Annotated in this window: 16 protein-coding genes and 1 riboswitch; of the genes, 6 read left to right on the top strand and 10 right to left on the bottom strand. The window is 55.0% G+C overall.

What is annotated here, in order from left to right; all coding sequences use genetic code 11:
- Positions 1-174: 174 nt before the first annotated feature.
- Together VFA09_15985 and VFA09_15980 are read left to right on the top strand one after the other, a co-directional pair.
- Positions 175-4,107, top strand: coding sequence for a CHAT domain-containing protein (locus VFA09_15985; protein ID HZU68779.1), 3,933 nt, complete (start codon positions 175-177; stop codon positions 4,105-4,107).
- 314 nt (positions 4,108-4,421) lie between these two features.
- Positions 4,422-5,309: an IS5 family transposase gene (locus VFA09_15980; protein HZU68778.1), complete on the top strand. Its 888-nt coding sequence runs from the start codon at positions 4,422-4,424 to the stop codon at positions 5,307-5,309.
- 307 nt (positions 5,310-5,616) lie between these two features.
- Here VFA09_15980 and VFA09_15975 read toward each other — a convergent pair whose 3' ends face one another.
- The 7 genes from VFA09_15975 to VFA09_15945 all read right to left on the bottom strand — a co-directional run bounded on the left by VFA09_15975 (position 5,617) and on the right by VFA09_15945 (position 11,242).
- Positions 5,617-6,216 (bottom strand): hypothetical protein, encoded by a 600-nt coding sequence (locus VFA09_15975; GenBank protein ID HZU68777.1) that lies wholly within the window; start codon positions 6,214-6,216, stop codon positions 5,617-5,619.
- Positions 6,156-6,716 carry an ATP-binding protein gene (locus VFA09_15970; protein HZU68776.1) on the bottom strand — a complete coding sequence of 187 codons (561 nt, stop codon included), beginning with the start codon at positions 6,714-6,716 and terminating at the stop codon, positions 6,156-6,158. Before VFA09_15970 ends, VFA09_15975 begins: the two co-directional genes overlap by 61 nt.
- Before the next feature lie 1,063 nt (positions 6,717-7,779).
- Complete coding sequence (locus VFA09_15965; GenBank protein ID HZU68775.1) at positions 7,780-8,652, bottom strand: transposase; 873 nt, start codon at positions 8,650-8,652, stop codon at positions 7,780-7,782.
- Positions 8,633-9,058: a DUF6444 domain-containing protein gene (locus tag VFA09_15960; protein ID HZU68774.1), complete on the bottom strand. Its 426-nt coding sequence runs from the start codon at positions 9,056-9,058 to the stop codon at positions 8,633-8,635. The genes VFA09_15965 and VFA09_15960 overlap by 20 nt, the downstream gene beginning before the upstream one ends.
- A gap of 50 nt (positions 9,059-9,108) precedes the next feature.
- Complete coding sequence (locus VFA09_15955) at positions 9,109-9,603, bottom strand: transposase (GenBank protein HZU68773.1); 495 nt, start codon at positions 9,601-9,603, stop codon at positions 9,109-9,111.
- Positions 9,604-10,261: 658 nt separating this feature from the next.
- The gene (locus VFA09_15950; protein ID HZU68772.1) at positions 10,262-10,867 is read right to left on the bottom strand and encodes a helix-turn-helix domain-containing protein; all 606 of its coding nucleotides are present in this window, start codon (positions 10,865-10,867) and stop codon (positions 10,262-10,264) included.
- 186 nt (positions 10,868-11,053) lie between these two features.
- Complete coding sequence (locus tag VFA09_15945) at positions 11,054-11,242, bottom strand: hypothetical protein (GenBank protein ID HZU68771.1); 189 nt, start codon at positions 11,240-11,242, stop codon at positions 11,054-11,056.
- Between the two features lie 134 nt (positions 11,243-11,376).
- Positions 11,377-11,438, top strand: a riboswitch (Fluoride riboswitch).
- A 70-nt stretch (positions 11,439-11,508) separates the two neighbouring features.
- On the opposite strand from VFA09_15945, the gene VFA09_15940 reads away from it, so the two are divergent.
- The 4 genes from VFA09_15940 to VFA09_15925 all read left to right on the top strand — a co-directional run bounded on the left by VFA09_15940 (position 11,509) and on the right by VFA09_15925 (position 16,676).
- On the top strand, positions 11,509-12,498 hold the full coding sequence (locus tag VFA09_15940) for a MoxR family ATPase (GenBank protein HZU68770.1): 990 nt from the start codon (positions 11,509-11,511) through the stop codon (positions 12,496-12,498).
- Positions 12,499-12,503: 5 nt separating this feature from the next.
- Complete coding sequence (locus VFA09_15935) at positions 12,504-13,889, top strand: DUF58 domain-containing protein (GenBank protein HZU68769.1); 1,386 nt, start codon at positions 12,504-12,506, stop codon at positions 13,887-13,889.
- Positions 13,813-15,372: a DUF4129 domain-containing protein gene (locus tag VFA09_15930; protein ID HZU68768.1), complete on the top strand. Its 1,560-nt coding sequence runs from the start codon at positions 13,813-13,815 to the stop codon at positions 15,370-15,372. Before VFA09_15935 ends, VFA09_15930 begins: the two co-directional genes overlap by 77 nt.
- A gap of 125 nt (positions 15,373-15,497) precedes the next feature.
- On the top strand, positions 15,498-16,676 hold the full coding sequence (locus VFA09_15925; protein ID HZU68767.1) for an MFS transporter: 1,179 nt from the start codon (positions 15,498-15,500) through the stop codon (positions 16,674-16,676).
- A 144-nt stretch (positions 16,677-16,820) separates the two neighbouring features.
- Here the strand turns inward: VFA09_15925 and VFA09_15920 are convergent, their stop codons facing one another.
- Genes VFA09_15920 through VFA09_15910 form a run of 3 tightly spaced genes read right to left on the bottom strand, consistent with a single transcriptional unit; the run spans position 16,821 to position 18,132 of the window.
- Positions 16,821-17,393, bottom strand: coding sequence for a CrcB family protein (locus VFA09_15920; GenBank protein ID HZU68766.1), 573 nt, complete (start codon positions 17,391-17,393; stop codon positions 16,821-16,823).
- On the bottom strand, positions 17,393-17,779 hold the full coding sequence (gene crcB, locus VFA09_15915; protein HZU68765.1) for a fluoride efflux transporter CrcB: 387 nt from the start codon (positions 17,777-17,779) through the stop codon (positions 17,393-17,395). The genes VFA09_15920 and crcB overlap by 1 nt, the downstream gene beginning before the upstream one ends.
- Positions 17,776-18,132: a DUF190 domain-containing protein gene (locus VFA09_15910; protein HZU68764.1), complete on the bottom strand. Its 357-nt coding sequence runs from the start codon at positions 18,130-18,132 to the stop codon at positions 17,776-17,778. Before VFA09_15910 ends, crcB begins: the two co-directional genes overlap by 4 nt.
- Positions 18,133-18,140 lie beyond the last annotated feature (8 nt).

Here is an 18,140-nt window from a genome sequence, read left to right as displayed (position 1 = left end):
CTCTATAGAACAAGAGTATAGCAGAGCAAAAAATGATAGACAATAGATAGACGCAGCTCACTTGAACGGGCAGGCCCAAAAAAATTGAAAGGTATACTCAAGCTGAGGAATGCTTTATACTGGAGACAGTAATAGATATGACGCCAGCAGTTTTGCGACGTTGGGGAGCCAGCATTGAAAAACAGACCTGATGAGCAGCCGCACGACAATAACAAAAAGATACCCTCACGGCGAACATGGGAAATACGTATCCCTGCCGAATCATTAGACCTGTCGCAAGGGACTCCAGAACGGCATATACTTCTCGAATACGCTCTGAGCCGGACCTCGCAAGAAGATGATCCTGATATATGGGCGCAGCTTCAACTTGCTCTGGGAAATGCACTGATGCAAAAGCGGTGGGGCGATCAGGAGGCACAACTGAGTCGCGCTCTTGCCTGCTTCGATGCTGCCCTCTCAGTCTATGCTCGTGAAGAGGATCTTGCATACTGGGGCAAGACGCAACTGAGTAAAGGGGTCGCATTATGGTATCTGGCCGGGTTACGTACCGGAGAAGCAAAAAAAGAAGGCCTGAGAGCCGCCATCGCCTGTTATGACTCCCTCATCTCGGAAGAGTATCAGCTGGTCGATTCAGCAAACTGGGCCATGTCTCAGTATAACAAGGCGATCGCATTGCGCGACCTGGCGACGATGTTCTCTGGATCAGAGCAAGTCGAACTGTTACGCGAGGCTCTTGCCTGCTGCGAGACCGCAATACGCGGACGAGATCGCACAAAGTCCGCGCTTGATTGGGCCGCGGCACAGCACAATCGCGGCGTCTTGTTGTTTGATCTCGCAGAGTTCTTGCGAGCGAGTGAGCAACCTGCGACACTAGAGGAAGCTATCGCCAGTTATGACGCAGCACTGGGCGTGTATCACTACGAGGAAACTCCTGAAAATTGGGCCATGGCACAGGAAGGCAAAGGAGCAGCCTTCTATGGGCTGGCAAAATTAGCAGCAGGCGTAGAGCGTGCCAGGCTGCTGCGCGGAGCCCTCGCTTGTTACGAGAACGCGCTGACCGTAAAAAGCCGGACAGATAGCCGGGCCATAACGCTCAGCAATAAAGGGGTGATTCTGCATGATCTCTCAGACACATTGGAAACTCAGGAGCGAGCAAAAACGCTTCAGGCTGCCGTTGCTTGCTATGACGATGCGCTGGCCCTCTGTACTCGCGAAATCAATCCTCCTTACTGGGCTACCTTACAGCATAACAAAGGAATTGCATTGCGTGATCTGGCAAGAATACTCGGTGGAAAGCAGCGTGAAGAAACACTGCTAGCAGCAATCACCTGCTATGATCAGGCTTTACTTGAGCGCCACTACGAAAGCAATCCGTCGGAGTGGGCATCCACGCAGAGTGCCAAAGGTAATGCCTTGCAGAATCTGGCTTTACTCCTGACCGGTACGGAACGAGCCGAAAAACTACGCGAGGCCTTTGTCTGCCTCGATGCCACTGCTCACGTATATACCCGCGAAAGTAGGCCCCAGGCATGGTCAAGAATGCAGCATAATAAGGGGATAGCCCTTGTTGAACTCGCGGCTGTGGTAGCATATGCCGAGCGAGCAAAGGTATTGCAGGCCGCCATTGCCTGCTACGATGCTGCCCTCCTCGAGCGGTCTCAACTGGACGCTCCGGTCAGCTGGGCCGCGACACAAAATAATAAGGGAAATGCTCTTCTGGCGCTGGCCCGTCTCTTGCACGGAGATGAGCAGAAGGAGAAACTTCAGCAGGCGCTCAGCTGTTATGATGCTGTTCTCTCGCTCTTCTCTTCTCAGAGCATGCCGAACCGCTGGGCCCTCACACAAAACAACAAGAGTAAGGCTTTGATCGCTCTGGCACAATTACTCGAAGGTGCAGCACGTGATGAGGCGTTGCAATCTGCGATTACCTGTTGTGATGCCTCGCTAACGGTATTCACTCGCGAACAAACTCCACTTGATTGGGCTTTGGTAGAAGCGAATCGGGGAGATGCTTTCCACACACTGATTGATGGGTTGCATGGCTCAGAGCGTCAGAAAGTAGTGCAGCAATGTATTGATGCTTATTCGAATGCGCTGCACGTCTATACAAAAGAGGTGTTGCCAGGAAACCATCGTATGATCGCCCAGCTGGCGGGATCAATCCTCTTTCGCGAGCAGTTGTGGGAACAGGCTATTCCTTTTTTCGCCTCTGCACTCGAAGCACTGGATGAGCTTTTCACAACGGAGGTAACGTTGCATGGGCGTCAGGCCGAATTGGGAATGAGTCGTAGCCTCAATGCCTACCTCGCGTATGCACTTATCCGGTCGCGAGGAGAGGAAGCGGCCATACAGGCGGCAGAGGTTCTTGAGCGAGGCCGGGCGCGAGTAACAGGCGAAGCTATAGCACGCCAGGAAGCACAAATTGCCGTTGCCGAACGACTTGCCCCCGAACTGCTGGAAGCTTTTCGTAGCGCAAGTAGCCGCTTGCTCACTTCCACATTGCAGGAGAGTAGCACCTCTCTTACACCGAGCAGGTTTGAAGACGCGGAGGTGCCTGGCGAAGGGGCGGATAGAGAAGAGAATGCCCATGTCAATGAGCAGGTAGCGAAAGAAGCATTACTGGCTTCGCTTGTTGGCTACGAAGAGGCCCGAGCCGCTCGCGCCTCCTACAATACAATCGTGGCGCGTATTCGCCAGATTCTACCGGACTTTTTGCGGCAAGAAGCAATCGCCGGGGCAGTCAAGCGAGTACTCCAGGCTGATGAATGTCTGGCCTATGTTGCCAGTACGGCGTTGGGAGCTATAGCGGTTGTGCTACAGGGTTCGAGTGAGGACAGTGCAATTGCCGAGGTCAAGGCCTGGTGGGACGAGAAGTTAACGAATGTGCGTCTAGGAGGCTTACTGATACATTCCCTCAAGGAGAACGATGGGAAAGCCGAAACGGGTGTTGGCGGCCTGCTCACGATTCAACCGGGTGCCCGCTATCATGCAGAAATGCGCGAGGCACTACGTGAAGTAATGCAAACACTGGGAATAGCCGGGGGAGTGATGGCGCATCTGGCTCTGTTCTGTCGTGCCTCAGCAATACGCCGATTGATCGTCGTTCCTTGCGGGCCGTTCGGCCTGCTTCCCCTCCACATAGCACTTGTGTCTACAGGACCCGATGATGAGGAGATGGCTTTATTTACCGATATTGTCCAGGTGAATTATGCGCCGAGCGCGCATATCTGGGCGGTGTGCCGCGAGCGTAAAAAGCCCTCCACTGGTAACGAGGTACTTACTGCGTTGGTAGTAGCCAATCCACAGCCGCAGGAACCCGAAGTTCGTCCGCTGTTGCAGGCGAGAGAAGAAGGAGTTGTTCTCACCGGCCTTCTCTCTAGTAAAGAAGGAAGTCATGTGCATGCCTTTTCTGATGAACTCGCTACTTTTCTCAATGTACTTGATGTGCTAAAAAAGCAAAGGAGGACGCTGACGCACATTCATTTTGCCTGCCACGGACTCGTGGACCTCGCTGATCCACAATCTTCTGGCCTGCTACTTGCCTATGGCGCACGTTTAATGATCCGCCACCTGTTCGATTCCGACCCTCTGTATCTGGAACAATTACTGCTTGTGGTTCTCTCAGCCTGTCAAACGGCCTTGCCAGGATTAGAGCTGCTTGATGAGATCGTTGGATTGCCTGCCGGTTGGCTGCAAGCAGGGGCAAAAGGGGTCGTAGCCAGCCTGTGGCCGGTGAGCGATAGAATGACGCTCGCGTTGATGCAAAAATTTTACGAACTGCACCTGTTTGACCGCTTGGACCCGGCGGAAGCGTTATGGTTAGCACAACGCTGGCTCCGCCAGCTGCCGGGCTGGTGCGAAGATTGCCGTGCTGTGGGCGCACGGCATGCTGCTTCGGGTCCAGAGGTGAGTGAGGTGTTGCAAGCTTCGGAACTTTCTCTGAATGAGTCGAATCAACGGAACGGTTTGCAAGATGACGCTGTAGTGCAAATTGAGGACAGCGGTAATGTAGGTGGTGATGGTGGAGAAAAGATCAGGGAGAGAGCCATGGAGGACTATCTGGAAACGGCCAGGCATTGGGCTGCTTTCGTGTACTATGGGGCATAAAGGATCGACTCTTCTTGAGAATCGTGGCTGCGTTGCCGATTATTCTAATATATCTCGTTCGCTTGCAAAGCGTTCTTATCAGGTTTTACACTGTTCTCCGGCAGTCTGGGGGTGAACGGATGGCTCCAGGGTTTCCAGAATGCGCAGTATAACTAAGAGGCTGTGTGCAAAGGCCTGACAAGCCAAAAGAGAGCAGGGGAGGCCATAAAATGGCTTGGGAAGGGGCACGATAAGCAAGTAGGAAATATGATAGAATAGAGGGAGAAATGAGAAAAAGAGGCATTAAAGAGGAAAAGGGCAAGAGAGGTGGGAAGATGAAGCGAAGAAGCTATCCCAGTGATCTGAGTGATGAGGAATGGGGGATCTTGGAACCACTCATTCCTCCTGCCAAGCCAGGTGGACATCCACGTACGACCGATATACGCGAAGTCATCAATGCCATCTTGTACCTGAATCGCACGGGTGCGCAATGGCGAGCCGTGCCTCATGAGTTTCCGCTCTGGTCGACCGTCTGGAGCTACTTCCGCCAATGGCGCAACGATGGTACCTGGGAACGCATCCATACGACTCTGCGCGAACAGGTGCGTGTGAAACAAGGCCGTGAGCCAACTCCCAGTGCCGCCATCATCGATAGTCAATCGGTGAAGACGAGTCAAAAAGGAGGAGTGCGTGGCTATGACGGTGGTAAGAAAGTCAAGGGGCGCAAGCGGCATCTGCTCGTCGATACCAATGGGTGGATCATGCAAGTTCTCGTTCATGAGGCCAACATCCAGGATCACAAAGGGGGCAAGCTTCTGCTGGAACCGCTCAAGGGTCGTTTTGGGCGACTTGAGCTGATCTGGGCGGATAGCGGATACGCCAAAGGGGGCTTTGTGCAGTGGGTGAAGGAGGCTTCTGACTGGAAAGTGGAGATTGTGCAACATCCCTGGAGCGGCTTGCGAGCGGTCTGGGTACCCAAAGATGCCGTGATCGATTGGGAGAAGATCCGCCCCAGTGGCTTTCATGTCCTCAAATGGCGCTGGATCGTTGAGCGCACCTTCGCTTGGCTCTCCACCTGGCGTCGGCTGGCCAAGGACTACGAAGTGCTTCCCAGCAGCGAAGAAGTCTGGATTTATCTCGCTATGATCCGGCTCATGCTCAGACGGCTTGCCCGAGCGCCTGATACCGCCAGCAAGCCGATTGCACATTCTCGCGCCGCTTGAAAAGCCTTTACACACAGCCTCTTATATCAAATCCGTTTAAGTCGTGTCTAAAGAAGCAGGCCACCAATGAAAGGAGGTGCGCCCCCGAATGCACTCAGGATGGGCTTGCCGCTAGCGACAGCGCTCGGCTTGGACCTGTTCCAACTCATCAAGGGAGTGGAAGACCCGCTTGGCAAGCGGCTCATTGGCTTGTGATATTGGTGACGATTGTTCAGTTTGTTCAGTTTTTAGAGGTGCGGATGCCATCTGGAGACCCGCTGGTTGGACGGGTACCAGCAATGCTGGCTTTTCTATCCTGACAACGATATCATCTCGCGCTGTTTCCTGTACCTTTTCGGCAAGCACTCGAGCCTTGCGTAGCGCATCTCCAGCAGGCTCTCGCTCGGTGGTCTTTGACCGTTTCCCCACTTTCTGTCGATCCCTGAAGCCACTGTGAGATAAAGACGTTGATGGCCGCTCTCACCAGAGCTCGCAGGTCACGAAATGCGGCATTGTCGATCAGCCCTTCGCGGTTGGTTTTATCCCGTAAGCCCGGCGCGTTCTCCTGAAACACTTCGACGAAACCGATGATTTGCTGATTGCCGATGCGTTCTGATGGAGCATTGATACGCTCTCTGTCCAGGTCCAGCCAGTCATTCCCCGGCTCTCCATAAGGCAGGACACGCAATCCGTCCCGAAATATGGACACCCCGGCCAGTGCATCCAGGTCTGCGCGCGATACTCCGCTCTGATTGAGAAACTCCTGCGTGCGATCCCACACATAGAAGTTCAGGTAAAATGGTCCGGCGCTATTGTGACCCGGAGAAGACATCTCGTCCTTTGCTGCCGGCATGAGATCATGGTTGTCTACAACAGCTTCTCGTTCAGCAACGGCTGGATGATGACAGGAATATTCGTAATCGAGCACCCCTTCCTCCGAAACCAGTCCGGCGAAAACATAATGAGCGCGGTCCAGGATGTTACTGTTACTGATATTCTGGTAGGCAGGGAAGTCAGGATCTGCACAACTACTTCAGATGAGTGCGCTGCTCGACTGACCATCTGAAATTTATGACCGAGTTTCTGAGCCGCGAAACGGCCGACACCCTTCTCTCCAATAGGGAGCCGACCGAGTGGCGTGCGCTGTCTGGCTTTCTTTTGCCGCTCCTTATGGTTAATTGCGGGGCTCAACCACTTTTGCATGACGTCTTCGCGCGTCATGCCGAAGCCGTTGTCACGGATCACCACCCGTGTCGTTTCAGGGCTGGCAAGTCCCAGCAGTTCTATTTCGATCCGAGTCGCATCGTAGGCGTTCTTTACCAGCTCGATTAGCCCTACAGCCTGGTCGCTGATCATTTGATCGCCGAGCAACGAGAGTAGACGCGCCTGAGGGCGAAAGATTACATGAAATGGCGTAGAATTGCTCATTGATACTCGAAAATCCTTCACTACCAGCTATCACTGACTGCATATGTGCTTCTTACGGCTGCTTATTGGGTATCCTGAATCACCAGACTTCAGATACTAGTTCTGTGTTTGAATGCTTGACAATAAATATACCATAGTAGAAGTAAATTTGACTAGTAGGTTTAAAAACTTCGTGGCTTTCAGAAAATCAGAAGAACTCCTTTCATGAAGAGCTTTATGAATTTGCAGAAATGCTCTTCCTCGAGAATTCTTAAAAGATAGTAGTATGACCGTGATATATCAATATTCTAATAATGCTCTCCACCGAGGTCACTTATGAACTTACGGTAGGCAGCCAGTAGATGCCTGTTTGTAGAAGCGAGTATGTCTATGCGAGTTCTGCTGATTTGGGCATCGAGACTATAATAGTAATCTCTCTGTTCTTCGGCATTTATTATTACCTGAAAAGCATGCACAGGTTCATCTTCATACTCCTGCCTTTCACCAGAGATAGTATCACGTCTAAAGTAGGTTGTCTTGTATCCAGACTCAATCGCAATGCGAAAAAGTTGTTTAGCCTCGACACCGCGTTCCAGCTGTCTTTCCAGAAGCAGACCGAGGTTGTAGTAACCAACTGCCTCAAATCCTTCGGCGGTAGTATCTTTATAGACCTGTTCAGCTTCGGCTTCACGCCCATTCTCCTTAGCGAGTAAATTCCCCAGATTGATATAAGCACTGTTAACACCTGCTTTAATCGCTAATTTATATATTTGCTCTACCTCAATTTTACGACCGGGCTGTCTGGCAAGCAGGAGTCCAAGATTATTGTAGGCTGCAACATCTCCGGCATCTATAGCATATCTATATGCCCCCTCGACTTCGGCTTCGTGTCCTCGCTGTCTACTGGTAGCTACTCAGGTTGTCTGAAATGAGGGAAGGACAGGATGGCCAGGCAAGGTAGCCTCCAGGGCGGCAAGCAAAGGCATGCCCTGCTTACGCAAGGTGGACAAGTAGCCCCGAATGCGAGCAATGGCTTGTGCGCCTGCGAAGGCTCGGAAGCAGCCAGAGACCTTTTGCTGAACTTTCACCATGCGCAGATCTCTTTCCGCCTGATTGTTATCAAAGGGACACGCAGGTCTTCCAGAAACGCCAGGATAGCAGACTGGTGTTTGGCCAAGCGATCCAGCAAATTGCGTGCGGCGCTTTGTTTGACTCGTCCGCGCTGGCCAGGCGGTGCCTGAGCACGGGGATGGGCGCGATCCTCTTGGGTGAGCAGTTCCAGGAAGCGTGTTTCCCAATCGGCCACTTCCAGCGGATCAAGCCAGCGCTTTCCTTGCGCGCGTGCCTGCTCGGTGGCTTCTTTGCTGTCCAGGAGCAAGGCTTTGAGCCGAGCTGCCCACCACCAGCCTTGCTCTTCGGAAAGGTAGGTCAGTTCCCACGGGAGATGGACATTGCAGATGGCATGCTCACACGCATACAGAAAGTACGAGCCAAAGCCATTGTGGACGCTGATGCCAGTGAAGCCAGGCAAAATCCCGATGGCTTCCAAGGCCTCATGCCCGCGATTGGCATGCACCTGATAATGGGTAAGCCTGGCGGTCGCGGTTACATGCATCCAGTGGCGTTTGCCGCAGACGTACACCCCCGTCTCATCTTGATGGAGGACTTCGGCTTGCTTGGGGGCTTGCTTGATCTGCTGCTCCACTTCCCCCAGGTTCTGCTGGCAGCGCGCGATCACTTCGTGCAGGCTTCCCTCATTCAGCGCGACGCCCAGCAGGTCTTCCATCACTTCACAGACGCGAGCAAACGGCAGCAATTGCTGCTGCGACAAATAGACCGCTCGCGCTCCAATGCTCGCCCCATACTGCACTGGCGCACGTACATCGGCGGGAAAGGGAGCCGACGTGCGCTGCTGACAGTGCGGACAGCACTTGGACTCAGCCTGATGTTCTCGCACCAGCATGCAGCGGAGGCAGATCGATCACTTGGCGCCGCTCCACGGCGACCGGAGCAAGGTGCTTCAGGTCGTGCTGGCAGTAGTCACAGCGTTCCACCGCATGCACGATCACCTCATCAGGCGTCTGCGAGAACGTCAGCATCGCGCCGGGATGGCCCTCTTGCCCGCCTGGCTTCTTCCCGCTCTTCTTACGCAGGCTGGGCTGGCGCGCAAAGCGATCCGAGGAAAGGGGTAAGTGGCTATTGTGGCTGTCTTTCGCCAGACGTGCTTGCAACTCCTGCATCTGTTTCATGAGGGCGCTGATCTGTTCTTGCTGCAAGAGAATGGTTTTGCCTTGCGCGTCAACTTGCTCTTGCAACCACCTCTTCTGTTGTCGCAGTTGGGTCAGTTCTTCTTCTGCTGGCATACCCTTACTTTAGCTGACTTTTGTGGAACGGGCAGGTCTCTAGTGCATTTTCAAGAGACCTTTTCTTGGAGAGATAAATGAGCTTCATAGGAACAGTGATAGTAGGCACAAATGCGCTGGGCTAATTGCTTGGCCGAGAGCAAGCCGTTGGGTTCAACGACGGCGCGCTTGCCATGCACCCACTTGGGTTCTATAGGATTGAGCCAGGGACTCTGTTTGGGCAGAAACAACGGCAGAATGCGCACTCCCTTGCCCGAGGTTTTCACCTGCTGGTTGTGTTCACGGATCCAGGTACGCACGGTTTTACTATAATGCCAGGAGGCATTATCCCAGATCAGCAGCCAAGCGCGTTTTCCTTGCGCTTCCAGTTGAGCGCAGCACCAGTCCAGAAATTGCGTGGTGATGTCACTGACTGGACGCCCATCGACAAAGCGCAAGGATATTTGGTCCCGAATGGGGGTCTCAGCGGATCCACGTTGCCACAGCACACCATAGCAAGCCAGGGCTTTGGCATCCGGGTCGGCTTTCTGCCAGGTCTGTTCCACCAAACGAACGGGGTCATCAGTCGTCTGTCAGGCATAAGTACGAGGCAAAGCAAAGCGACTCCACCACACCTCGTCCAGAAACCCAATGGCCCAGATGGCGGCCTGCTTCTCCTGCGAGGCCCAACTCAGCAAGCGGTCGCGAGCCCTTTTTTTTGCTGGTACAAGGGGTCGGGGTAGGGTAGGCACCCGGCGAGTTGCCGTCCGAAACGGTACTTTATCCGAATGCCCCCCTCCAAACTGATCGTACAGCTTTCACTGTAATCAGCTTTCCAGCATCATCATTACGTCCGTGAGCGTGATACCTTTTTGCGTACTATGGGGGTTCCGTCGCCATGCGTCTCGCAACGTTTAGGCGATCCCGCTTTTGCGCATATGAAACGTGTGTAGTGTGTTTAGGTGCCCGTTTGTTCCTTATCGGGTTCATTACCCGCCATACATCGAAGAGAGTGTGAGGTTGCCAGGTTGTGGGGCATCCTGTTTGCCGCAACATCAGCCCGGTTGCGGTTTTTCGATGTCGTCATCTTAGACATGGTTTGACGGATGTGGATAGACATCATGCAGGAACTGAGGTTTGACAATTGACCAGTCTCACCATGCACACAGGGCTTGCAGATCTGCGAAATACATGCCTTCTTCCGCCTTCCGCTTGTCGAGCATGCTACTGTCCACCTTTGCCTTTCGGCTCCGGGTAAGCTCTTGCCCTAGAGGCCTTCACTCTCTCCCTCTTCCGTGTTTCACGGAAAATCTCATACGCGCCGACACGGCGCACACCGGTGATCCAGTGCTTGGCTCTCTTCCAGTTGATCCCTAAGCGGCTCAGTGTTTGGCGCATGGTCTCGATGCTGACGGGGCGAGCCATCCAGCCCAGACGAACCGACTGCTTGACGAGCAAGTCGAGCGTCCACAAGCTGGTCTCGAAGCCGAAATCGCGTGGAGGTCGATGTAACACCGTTTTGAACATCTCGGCCGTCACATCTGCTCGTAGAACGGTCGGGAGGTGGTGGGGACGGCTCGATCCAGCTTGCAGGGCTTTGAGTCCGTGTTGGTTGAAGGCATGGATGGCATTGCGAACCGTTTGTTCGTCGCAACTGAGAGCCGCCGCGATGCTCTTAACGGGTTCGCCACGAGCGGAGGCCAAGAGAATCTGGCTGCGACGAAGCGCAAAAGCTTGCGACGAACGCAAGCCCGCTTCGATCTGCTCGCGTTCGCTTTCGCTCAAAGGCGTACAAAAATCGGTAATCTCATACCTCTCAGTATACCACATTCCCAATTACCTTTCTTGAAAATGCACTGGGGAAGCGTCCAACTGAGCAGCGAGGGCCTCAATGTTGACCAGGTACTTCTCTTCGATAGTACTTCTCTGCATGTGTTGTTGACGGCGGGAGTGTGCTAAGACCTCGTCCAACCACGTTCGGATGCATGTAAACTTTCTGAGTATCTTTGGTGAGACTCAAATCAGCCCGACGAGAGCAGACAGGGTCGCTCGTTTTACCTCGTGTTCGATCTGTTCCCCGGCTTCCTCTACCCGAGAGGGTAGCTCGCGCTCTTGATCAAGGGGCTTGCGCCGCCTATACGCCTGTAAAGCTTGCAGCATGTGCGGGCGCGCATAGATACAGCGGAGCGGGATCCCGACCTGCATGCTCGCTACACGAAGCGCGATCGGCTAATGCAATATTTGCAAGTACTCGCTGCCGGAGAGGTATCTGCTCAAGCACTGGATTACCCGGCGATTCTGTGCTATGCTTAGAGCAGAAGAAGAAGAGATCGTATGCATTGTTGCAAGGCGATGAAGCTCGCCCCGAAAATGCCGGAAGGCTGATGGCTTCTATAACGCACATGAGCGCGTTGTAGAAGCTTTTTTTATTCCGTTGTGGAGATCGGAAGACAGGAGGGAGATGGATAACGATGACAGGTGAATCCGCTCACCTTTCTTTGAGCGAGGTACAGCGTCTGGCGGAGGCCGTGCGTGTCAATGTTGCGCGCGTGATTGTTGGCAAGATCGAGGTCATTGATCTCCTGCTGGTGGCGCTGCTCTCCGATGGACATGTCTTAGTCGAAGATGTGCCCGGCATGGGAAAAACGGTGATGGCCAGGGCGCTTGCCCGTTCTCTTGGGGCCACGTTTCAACGCATACAGGGGACGCCCGACCTGCTGCCAGCCGATATTACAGGCGTCAGCTTCTTTGATCAACGGCACAGTGCATTTGTCTTCCGGCCAGGACCGATTTTTGCGCAAGTCCTGCTAGTAGACGAGATTAACCGCGCCACGCCACGAACCCAATCGGCTCTGCTCGAGGCCATGGCTGAACGGCAGGTGACGGTTGAGCGCGAAACGATGCCCTTGCCGAGGCCGCATCTGGTCCTGGCGACGCAGAATCCAGTTGAATTAGAAGGCACCTTTCCCCTACCGGAGGCGCAACTCGACCGCTTTCTGCTGCGCGTTCGTGTTGGCTATCCATCTGAAGACGAGGAAGAAGCCCTGCTGCATCGCTTTAAGAACGATGAGCCGTTCGAGCGCTTGCAGCCGGTCGTCTCTGCTGAGCAAGTGCTGATGCTGCAAAAGGTGGTTCGCCAGGTGCAATGGCAGCCTGAAGTGGAACGCTACCTGCTGGCGATTGTGCGAGCCACACGCGCTCATCCGGCGGTGACATTAGGCGTGAGTCCGCGCGGCACACTGGCTCTATATCGGGCCTGTGAAGCGTATGCCGCGATGCAGGGACGCGACTTTGTGCAGCCGGATGATGTGAAACGCCTGGCCCCGGCTGTACTTGCCCACCGCCTGCTGACGACGACTCGCGCGCGCCTGCGAGGAAGTGCCAGTGAAGCGATCATCGAGGAAATCATGGCGGCCACACCTGTCCCGGTCGAAACAATCGCTTTGCCGCAGAAGAGGTAATGGTGATGGATACGGATACCTTCAACCATACTAGAGACGAGACGCTGATAAGCCGCCGTCCCTGGTATTTCCTGGCCGTGGCGCTCTTTCTTCTCAGCGTGATTACACGGCAACCGCTCGCTTTTCTCGCTGCGCTCTTCACGCTCATTATTGGTATCGTACCCGAGATCTGGTACCGTTTTGCCCTGCGCAACCTCGCCATTCGGCAGCAGGTCAGCCAGCACAGGGCTTTCTTCGGTGAGACAATAGCGCTCTCTCTCAGTATCGAGAACAGGAAGTTACTGCCTTTGCCCTGGCTCGAAGTCGAGGATGAAATTCCTGTTCAATTGACGCTGCTGACAGGGCGTGCGATGCCCACCTACAAGGTCAACCGGCTGGCACTTGTGCATACATTTTCGCTCTGGTCGTTTCAACGGGTGACACGCCGCTATCGACTTCGCTGCACCGGCAGGGGTGTGTATACCTTTGGCCCGGCGACGCTCCGCACCGGTGATCCTTTCGGCTGGTTAGTACGCGAGGAGCGTGCCAGCGCGCGTGAGACCGTACTCGTATATCCCCTGGTAGCGCCCCTCGAAGCCTTTGGATTGCCAGCTCGACACCCTTTTGGGGAGCACACCACGCCGCGTCGCTTATTAGAAGACCCGCTCCGTGTTGCGGGCGTGCGCGAGTATGTCCTGGGCGATGACCCGCGCCGCATTCATTGGAAGGCCACTGCTCGCGCCGGGGCATTGCGCAGCAAAGTCTATGAACCCAGCAGTCAATATCGCCTGCTAATCCTGTTAGATATCAATAGCTATGTTGAGCCGTGGATGGGACTCGATCCGGATATCCAGGAATTGACGATCACGATAGCGGCCTCCATCGCACTATGGGCGCTCGATGAAAAGTACGCGGTTGGACTGGTCGCCAATAGCCTGATGATGGGACTGGCGGGCGAAAGCCCTGCCGGGGATGAGAACGAGTCACAGTCGGCAACTTCTACCAGGACATTCATGCACCACGTGCGCGTCCCAATGGCGAGCGACAGCGGTCAGAGCGTGTACTTGCTCTCGGCGTTGGGCCGGCTTATCCCGTATTTCGGCTCGTCGATGGACGCGCTGATCGACGAAGAACAGAACCAGTTGCTGCTTGGAGCGACCGTGGTGTTCGTTGGCTCTGCTCAGGCGCTGCATCCATCGACCGTTGAGCGTTTGATTGATCTGCAGTCGCATGGGGCGGCCGTTCACCTGGTTCTTGCCGGAGACCCGGAGAGAAACGTGGACGTAGAGACCTATGACTTGCCTGTACACAGGGCAGGCGGAAGGGAGGTGTGGCATGCTCTCATTGCTTCCGCAAGCGATGAAACCCAGGGCAGCGCCGGACGAAGCTCGACCAGCCTCTACCTGGATTGAGCGCTATGCTATTCCTGTAACCATCAGCGTCATGGAGGCGCAGCCAATTGCCCTGGTGATCGCATTGCTTACCTTTGTGGTTGCCAGGAATGTCGCAGCTGCACCCATTGGCACGACAGGTATCACGCTTATCAATCTGATCTTGCTCTGGTGGGCCATGTTCGTGGAATCACGTATCTCGCATTCACAGGTGGGCAGGCGGTTGGCATGGCTGCATGTGATTGGATGGCTCGTTGTCCTTGGCCTGACAATGGGCATCTACTTTCTTCCAGCAACCCTCACGTGGCAGCGTATTCCTGCTTCGCTCTTGCTCACGATCCTGGTGACGTGGCTGTGGCGGCGCAATATGCACCGTACCCAGACTGGTTTCGAATATGAGCAATTTTCCACCGCTTTCAAGGTGAGTTTCGGCGTCATGTTGGGCATACTGCTGATTGTAATCGCATTTCCTCAATTACAGGCCTTGCGCGCTGATTTGACCGCTTCCTTACCACTGTTCTTTCTCAGTGGACTGGTCACACTTTCGCTGGTACGCCTGGGCGCTATCCGTCACGTGCGGCGCTCTTCTGATGATTCGCTGGTCGATCCGACACGTTCCTGGTTGCTTGGACTATCGCTCTTTGGTGTGATTCTCGTGGCGCTTGTCTTCCTCGTCGAATCGGTCTTCTCCTTTTCCGTTTTGGAAATGGGCGTGTCGGCGCTCGCTCCTGTATGGAATGCGCTTGGGGTGGCAGTGAGCTGGATTCTCTATGCGCTCATCATCGTCGTGTTCACGCCGCTCTATTACCTTTTCTCTTTCGTATTCGGGCTTCTCGCCCACAATGGAAACAAGCAGCAGCAACAGCAGCAGGCGGGCTTTCAGTCGCCTTTCCAGCAGAAAATCAGTCCGCATACACTTTCGCCCGAAGTGATCGCGATTGGGCGCTGGGTCTTCCTGGTCATCGCGCTCATCGTGATCTTCTTTGTCGTCCGAGCCAGCCTGATGCGATGGTTCACCAGGGCGAATGACCAGGGCGTCGAGGAGATACGCGAGGGTTTAGACGCGTCATCCTTGCTGAGCGAGCGCTGGCGCGCCTGGTGGAATCGCCACCATAGAACTATTCATCATGCCCTCGAGCCGCTTGACCCAGCCTCGGCCCGCGCCCGCTATCGCGAGGTTCTCCAGGCAGTGGCCGCATCGCGCGGTGGACTGGCGCGCCAGCCTGCCGAAACGCCTGCCGAGTATGAAGCACGTCTGCTGGCCTATCTTGAAAGTGAAATGCAGTCCGTGTCGAATCTTGCTCAGAACGGCAGTGATGCAATGAATACAGCGATTCTCAAGGAGTTGACGCATGCCTACGTCATGGAACGCTATGGCGGCAAGCGCATCGATCAGCCGGAGCGTGTCTATTTACAGACCTGGGTGCCGCGACTGATAGGGCGGCTCACAGGAAAGGCCATGCAGGATGCACCGAAACGGCGTACCCAATCTCGAATCCCCTGATGAATTTTGCCAACCGAATGGGGTAATATTGTAGGGACAGCGGCTGGCGCCTGTCCTAGATGGGGACGAGGACAGGCGCCAGCCGCTGTCCCTACAGTTATTGCAAGCAGTGAAGGAAAGGAACGATGAAACAGGCAACGGTAAAATCGACGGCACTCAAATTTGTACTCTTGATCGGCGTAATGAGCTTTTTCGCGGACTTCACCTACGAGGGAGCGCGAAGCATTATCGGGCCGTACCTGGCGCTGCTGGGAGCAGGAGCGGCGGTCATTGGGATCGTTACCGGCCTGGGCGAGTTGCTGGGATATGGCCTGCGCCTGGTCTCCGGGCGTTTTAGCGATTCGACCGGCAGGTACTGGCCGATTACCATTTTCGGGTACATCGTCCAGATGTCCGCGGTGCCACTGCTGGCGCTGGCAGGAAACTGGCCGACCGCGGCCTTGTTGATCATTCTCGAACGTGTTGGCAAGGCTACACGCAACCCACCGCGCGATGTCATGCTCTCCCATGCTGCCAAGGAGATGGGATATGGCTGGGGGTTCGGCGTGCATGAAGCGCTCGATCAGTTTGGAGCATTATTCGGCCCGCTGGTGGTTGCCGTAGTGCTGGCGCTGCGTGGCGATTACCACACCGCCTTTGCCGTTTTACTTGTACCCGCACTGATCACCTTGAGCATTCTGCTTGTCGCACGCCTGACCTACCCGCGGCCTCAGGAATTAGAGGCAAATCCGCCGGACATCAAGACGAGCGGGCTTCCGCGTGTCTTCTGGCTTTATCTGATGGGAGCGGTGCTGGTCGCGGCAGGATTTGCCGATTTCCCGCTCATCGCCTACCACTTTACCCGTGTCTCTACTGTGCCATCCGTCTTGATACCGGTGTTCTATTCGGTAGCAATGGGCGTGAGTGGCATCGGCTCGCTCGTTTTCGGGCGTCTCTTCGACCGCTTCGGTATCGCCGTTCTAGTTCCCCTGACGTTGCTCTCGGCCTTATTTGCCCCGCTGGTATTTCTCGGTGGCTTCTGGGCCGCGCTGGTTGGCGTGGCGCTATGGGGATTAGGAATGGGCGTCCACGAATCGATCATCCCGGCTGCCGTTGCTCCGATGGTACCTGTACAGCGGCGTGCCTCGGCCTATGGCCTTTTTACAGCCGGCTATGGAATCTTCTGGTTCCTGGGCAGCGCGTTGATCGGCATGCTCTACGGTATTTCACTACCGGGAGTGATCGCTTTTTGCCTGGTTATTGAACTCGTCGCCATCCCATTGTTTATTCTAGTGAGGATGCGGCAGGCTCATGTACAGAATTAACCTCTGGAACTTGATTTGCCGAAGAAAGACGGTAGATGTAACAGCAATAACCCTTCATCTGCCACCAGGTCGGAAAGTGACCCAAACAGAAAGAGCGCTCCTAGATATCTCCTCTGTCGTCGTAGTTCTTTCCCTGTCCTTTTGCTATCTATCAGAACGCCCTTGCCTGATCTGGTGTGTATGATCTTCATCCGGTAAGAGGAGATCATCTTGCACATCCAGGTGATCTGTCCTCATGTGTTGTTGAGCAACCGGCACGTTGAGGGGTTGTGTGAGTTTGCGCGTTACTTGTGGGCGCGCAATAGCCCCTCTCACCTTGCTGGCACACCAGAACCCCATTCGATCTCCCAGCAGGATGGCCAGTGCTCCCCCGATGAGGCTCACTACCAGGAAAAGGAAAGCAGGGAGCCACTCGCCCCCTTGCAAAAGGATGTCGCTGCTCAGGGCAAAGCTGCTGAAGGTGGTATAGGCTCCGAGAAAACCGACGTTGATAAACAGGCGTCGTGTTGGCCCAACCAGGAAGGTCGCATCGGCAAGGGTCGTCACAAACGCTAGCAGCAAGGCGCCGGTGATATTGATCAGCAGGAGATCGTAAGGCCAGCTCTTCCCAAGCCATCCCGTGATGCATATGCTTACCAGGTAGCGGGTGAGCGTACCACAAAAGCCTCCGGCGGAAACGGCCAGAATGCGCCTGCGGGCCGAAAGTGATCCCGGCATTACAGCCACCCTCCTAGCGCGAGGCCGAGCGCCGCCGCGAGTAAACCGAGAACAAGATTGCTGCCGAAATAGCGTATGCTGCTGCGGGTGCTGCCTCCACGCGCTAACTGCACCCCTTCCCAGGTCATCGTGCTAAAGGTAGTGTACCCGCCCAAAAAGCCGGTAGCAAGGACAGTCTGGAACATCGTGCTGATGAAATGATGCCCAGCACAGGCAAACACCAGGCCGATCAAGAATGCCCCGGTCACGTTGATCAGCAGCGTACCCCATGGAAATTGCGAGCCGTAGCGTTCCGCGATAGATCGTCCGAGCGTGTACCGCGCTACTGCCCCACAGGCGCCCGCCAGGCCGACCAGGAGCGCGAGGATCAATGACGAACTCGTCATTGTGCCCTCCATCCAGAGACAATCTCTACCGGTGTGAGCGTGATCATGCCTCGCTGTACCAGTTGATCGAGGGTCGGAAGCAACCCCTGGATACGCTCTTCGCTCTCCACGATTTCTACCATGATTGGCAGATTGTCCGAGATGTCCGGCAAACGCTCCGTCGAAAGGTGATGCTCCGGGCCGAAGCCCTCGATCCCTCGCAGTACCGTTGCTCCGGCTACGCCCTGTCGGTAGGCAGCCTCCACAATGGCCTGGTAGAGCGGTTTTCCCTGCCACTGCTGCCCTTCCCCAATAAAAACACGCAGGCGGCACCCTTTGGCGGGCAAGCGTTGTCTCTCAGTTCTCTCGATCATAGCTCTAT

It is taken from the genome of Ktedonobacteraceae bacterium, from assembly GCA_035653615.1.
Taxonomy (GTDB): Bacteria; Chloroflexota; Ktedonobacteria; order Ktedonobacterales; family Ktedonobacteraceae; genus DASRBN01.
Note: the sequence above shows the minus strand (reverse complement) of the source record. Positions and strands in the feature narration are given on the sequence as shown.

What these genes read in the sequence shown, in the direction of transcription:
- VFA09_15980 (HZU68778.1), top strand. Translation starts at nt 4,422, where the DNA reads ATGAAGCGAAGAAGCTATCCCAGTGATCTGAGTGATGAGGAATGGGGG.
- VFA09_15970 (HZU68776.1), bottom strand. Translation starts at nt 6,716, where the DNA reads ATGAGCAATTCTACGCCATTTCATGTAATCTTTCGCCCTCAGGCGCGT.
- VFA09_15960 (HZU68774.1), bottom strand. Translation starts at nt 9,058, where the DNA reads ATGCCAGCAGAAGAAGAACTGACCCAACTGCGACAACAGAAGAGGTGG.
- VFA09_15950 (HZU68772.1), bottom strand. Translation starts at nt 10,867, where the DNA reads ATGTGGTATACTGAGAGGTATGAGATTACCGATTTTTGTACGCCTTTG.
- VFA09_15945 (HZU68771.1), bottom strand. Translation starts at nt 11,242, where the DNA reads ATGCAGGTCGGGATCCCGCTCCGCTGTATCTATGCGCGCCCGCACATG.
- VFA09_15940 (HZU68770.1), top strand. Translation starts at nt 11,509, where the DNA reads ATGACAGGTGAATCCGCTCACCTTTCTTTGAGCGAGGTACAGCGTCTG.
- VFA09_15935 (HZU68769.1), top strand. Translation starts at nt 12,504, where the DNA reads ATGGATACGGATACCTTCAACCATACTAGAGACGAGACGCTGATAAGC.
- VFA09_15930 (HZU68768.1), top strand. Translation starts at nt 13,813, where the DNA reads ATGCTCTCATTGCTTCCGCAAGCGATGAAACCCAGGGCAGCGCCGGAC.
- VFA09_15925 (HZU68767.1), top strand. Translation starts at nt 15,498, where the DNA reads ATGAAACAGGCAACGGTAAAATCGACGGCACTCAAATTTGTACTCTTG.
- VFA09_15920 (HZU68766.1), bottom strand. Translation starts at nt 17,393, where the DNA reads ATGCCGGGATCACTTTCGGCCCGCAGGCGCATTCTGGCCGTTTCCGCC.
- crcB (HZU68765.1), bottom strand. Translation starts at nt 17,779, where the DNA reads ATGACGAGTTCGTCATTGATCCTCGCGCTCCTGGTCGGCCTGGCGGGC.
- VFA09_15910 (HZU68764.1), bottom strand. Translation starts at nt 18,132, where the DNA reads ATGATCGAGAGAACTGAGAGACAACGCTTGCCCGCCAAAGGGTGCCGC.